We start from the raw sequence: 3,763 nt of genomic DNA, 5'->3' as shown, positions 1-3,763 counted from the left end.
GACCTGGACCTGTCGGCCTTCGTGCTCTACTCCTCGGCCAGCGGGGTGCTCGGCGGCGTCGGCCAGGCCAACTACGCGGCGGCCAACGCCTTCCTCGACGCGCTCGCCGCCCAGCGGGCCGCCGAGGGACTGCCCGCGACCTCCCTGGCGTGGGGCCTGTGGGCGGACGCCAGCTCGATGACCGGCCACCTGTCCGAGGCGGACCTGCGCCGGCTGGCGCGCGGCGGCCTGGTGCCGCTGACCGCCCAGGACGGCATGGCGCTGTTCGACCGGTCCCTCGCCCTGGGGGAGCCGCTGCTCGCGGCGGTCCGCTGGGACCTGGGCGCGCTGCGCTCCCAGGGCGTCGCGCTGCCGTCCGTGCTGCGCGGCCTGGTCCGGGGGCCCGCCGGGCGCCGGGCGGCCGCGGGTGTGCGGGCCGACTCGCTGCTGGAGCGGCTCGCCCGGGTCGGCGGGGCCGAGCGCGAACGGCTCCTGCTGGACGCCGTCCGGGAGACGATCGCCGCCGTGCTCGGACACGACGGGATCCAGCGGATCCAGCCCGACCGGGCGCTGTCGGACCTCGGCTTCGACTCGCTGGCCGCGGTCGAACTGCGCAACCGGCTGGCCCTGTTGAGCGGCGTCCGGCTCTCCCCGGGCCTGGTCTTCGACCACCCGACCGCCGCGGCGATCGCCGCCCACCTCGCCGAGCGCCTGGTGCTGCCCGGAGCGGAGCAGCAGCCGGTCGGCGGCGTGGCGGCGGAGCTGGACCGGCTGGAGGCCGCGCTGGCGGCCGCGCCGGAGACCGAGGTGGACGGCCGACTGGTCGCGGCCCGGCTGGAGTCGCTGCTCGCCCGGTGGCGGGAGGCCGCGGCCGGCCCCGAGCGGGCGGGGGAGCGGGAGCGGATCGCCAGCGTCTCGGTCGACGAGCTGTTCGACATCATCGACGCCGAGCTCGACACCCCGTGACCGACCAGGGCGCGGCACGGAACCGTACGACGCAGCACAGGAAGGAACGACAGGTGTCAGAGCCGGAGCAGGACAAGGTCGTCGAGTACCTGCGGCGGGTCACCGCGGACCTCAAGCGGTCCCGGCAACGGGTCCGCGAACTGGAGGACCGGGAGCACGAGCCGATCGCGATCATCGGCATGGCCTGCCGCTACCCGGGCGGGGTCCGGTCGCCGGAGGGCCTCTGGCGGCTGGTCGCCGAGGGCGGCGACGCGATGTCGGAGTTCCCGGCGGACCGGGGCTGGCCGGCCGACCTCCACCACCCGGACCCGGACCACCCCGGCACCACCTACGCGCGGGCCGGCGGGTTCCTCCACCGTGCCGCGGAGTTCGACGCGGGCTTCTTCGGGATCTCGCCGCGCGAGGCACTGGCCATGGACCCGCAGCAGCGCCAGCTCCTGGAGACGGCGTGGACGGTCGCGGAGGACGCGGGCATCGACCCGCTCGCGCTCTCCGGCAGCGACACCGGCGTCTTCGTCGGCGCGATGTACCAGAACTACGCGCTGCGCAAGGGCGAGGTGCCCGAGGAGGTCGAGGGCTACCTGATCAGCGGCAGCGCGGACAGCGTGGTCTCCGGCCGGGTCTCCTACGCCCTCGGCCTGACCGGCCCCGCCGTCACCGTGGACACCGCCTGCTCCTCCTCGCTGGTGGCCCTGCACCTGGCCGCCCAGGCGCTGCGCAACGGCGAGTGCTCGCTCGCGATGGCCGGCGGCGTCACCGTGATGTCCACGCCGACCCTGTTCCTGGAGTTCTCCCGGCAGCGGGGGCTGTCCGCGGACGGGCGGTGCAAGTCCTTCGCGGCCGCCGCGGACGGCACCGGCTGGTCCGAGGGGGTCGGCCTGGTCATGCTGGAGCGGCTCTCCGACGCGCAGCGCAACGGCCACCGGGTGCTGGCAGTGGTGCGCGGCAGCGCGGTCAACCAGGACGGCGCCTCGAACGGCCTGACCGCCCCCAACGGTCCGTCCCAGCGCCGGGTGATCCGCCGCGCGCTGGCCAACGCGCGGCTGACCCCGCTGGACGTGGACGCGGTGGAGGCGCACGGCACCGGCACCAGGCTCGGCGACCCGATCGAGGCCGAGGCGCTGCTCGCCACCTACGGCCGGGACCGCCCGGCCGACCGGCCGCTGCGCCTCGGCTCGGTGAAGTCGAACATCGGCCACACCCAGGCCGCCGCCGGCGTGGCCGGAGTGATCAAGACGGTGCTGGCGCTGCGGCACGGTCTGCTGCCGAAGACGCTGCACGTGGACGCGCCCTCCCCGGACGTGGACTGGGACTCCGGTGGGGTCGAGCTGCTGACCGAGCCGGTGGCCTGGCCGGAGACCGGCCGGCCGCGCCGGGCGGCGGTCTCCGCGTTCGGGATCAGCGGCACCAACGCCCATGTGGTGCTGGAGCAGGCCCCGGAATCGGCCGAGACCGCCCCTGAGCCGCCCGTCCGGTCCCAACCCGGGCCAGGCGGCGGCGAGTTGCCGTGGGTGCTGTCCGCCCGGGGCGCCGGGGCGCTGCGCGCCCAAGCGGCCCGGCTGGCCGAGTTCCTCGCCGCCGGGCCGTCGCCCGACCCGGTCGACGTCGCGTGGACGCTGGCGACCACCCGCGCGGCGCTGGAGGACCGCGCCGTGGTGCTGGGCGGCGACCCGGAGCAACTGCTCGCCGGGCTGCGGGCGGTCGCGGCGGGCGCCGAGCACCCGGCGGTGGTCCGCGCCGCCGGTCCGGCCGGGTCCGGTCGCGGGGTGGCCTTCCTGTTCACCGGGCAGGGTTCGCAACGGGCGGGCATGGGTGCGGAGCTGGCCGCCGCGTACCCGGTCTTCGCGGCCGCGCTCGACGAGGTCTGCGCCGAACTCGACCCGCTGCTCGGGGTCTCACTGCGCGAGGCGATCGCCACCGGGACCACGGCCGACGGCCGCTCGCTGGACCGGACCGACCTGACCCAGCCGGCGCTGTTCGCCGTCCAGGTCGCGCTGGTACGGCTGGCGGAGTCCTGGGGCATCCGGCCGGCGGCCGTGGCCGGTCACTCGATCGGCGAGTTGACGGCCGCGTACGTCGCCGGCGTGTGGTCGCTGCCGGACGCCTGCGCCGTGGTGGCCTCCCGGGGCCGGCTGATGCAGGCGCTGCCGGCCGGTGGCGCGATGCTCGCCGTCCAGGCCGACCGGGATCGGGTGGCGGCCTGGGTGGCCGAGCACGCGCCCGGCTTCGACGGCGAGTTGGGGATCGCCGCCGTCAACGGCCCGTCCTCCGTAGTGGTTTCGGGACGGGCGGCGGCGGTCGAGGCGGTCGGCCGGGCGGCCCGCGACGCCGACTGCCGGACCAAGGCGCTCACCGTCAGCCACGCCTTCCACTCGCCGCTGATGCGGCCGATGCTCGATTCCTTCGCCGAGGTGCTGGCCTCCGTCGACACCCGGCCGCCCGTGCTGCCCGGGGTCGCCGCGGTGACCGGGCGGTGGAGCGACGGCGGCTCGTGGGGCTCGTCCGCCTACTGGGTCGAGCAGGTCCGCGCCCCGGTGCGCTTCGCGGACGTGGTCGCCACCCTGCTCGCCGACGGGTTCGACACCTGCCTGGAGGCCGGTCCCGACGGGGTGCTCTCCGCGCTGGTCACCGAGACCGCGGAGCACCTGGGGGCCGTGCGGGACGCCGGCTCCGCGGACGGCTCCGCGGACGCCGAGGGGCACCGGCGCCCCCCGCTGGCCGTCCCGCTGCTGCGCCGCGGACGCCCGGAGCGCGCCGCCGCGCTGGCCGCGGCCGCGGCCCTGTTCACCGCCGGGGAGCCGGTCGACTGGGCCGGGGC

Annotated in this window: 1 protein-coding gene and 1 pseudogene; both read left to right on the top strand. The window is 77.0% G+C overall.

Going from position 1 to position 3,763, the window contains the following annotated elements; all coding sequences use genetic code 11:
- The coding region (locus tag ACFRMQ_RS37295; RefSeq protein WP_380735297.1) for a KR domain-containing protein at nucleotides 1–945 on the top strand (945 nt) is incomplete at its 5' end.
- Between the two features lie 65 nt (nucleotides 946–1,010).
- A pseudogene (locus ACFRMQ_RS37290) lies at nucleotides 1,011–3,763 on the top strand (type I polyketide synthase); the annotation flags it as partial.

This window comes from Kitasatospora sp. NPDC056783 (assembly GCF_042789895.1).
Lineage (GTDB): Bacteria > Actinomycetota > Actinomycetes > Streptomycetales > Streptomycetaceae > Kitasatospora.
This window is presented reverse-complemented; position numbering and strand designations above follow the sequence as displayed.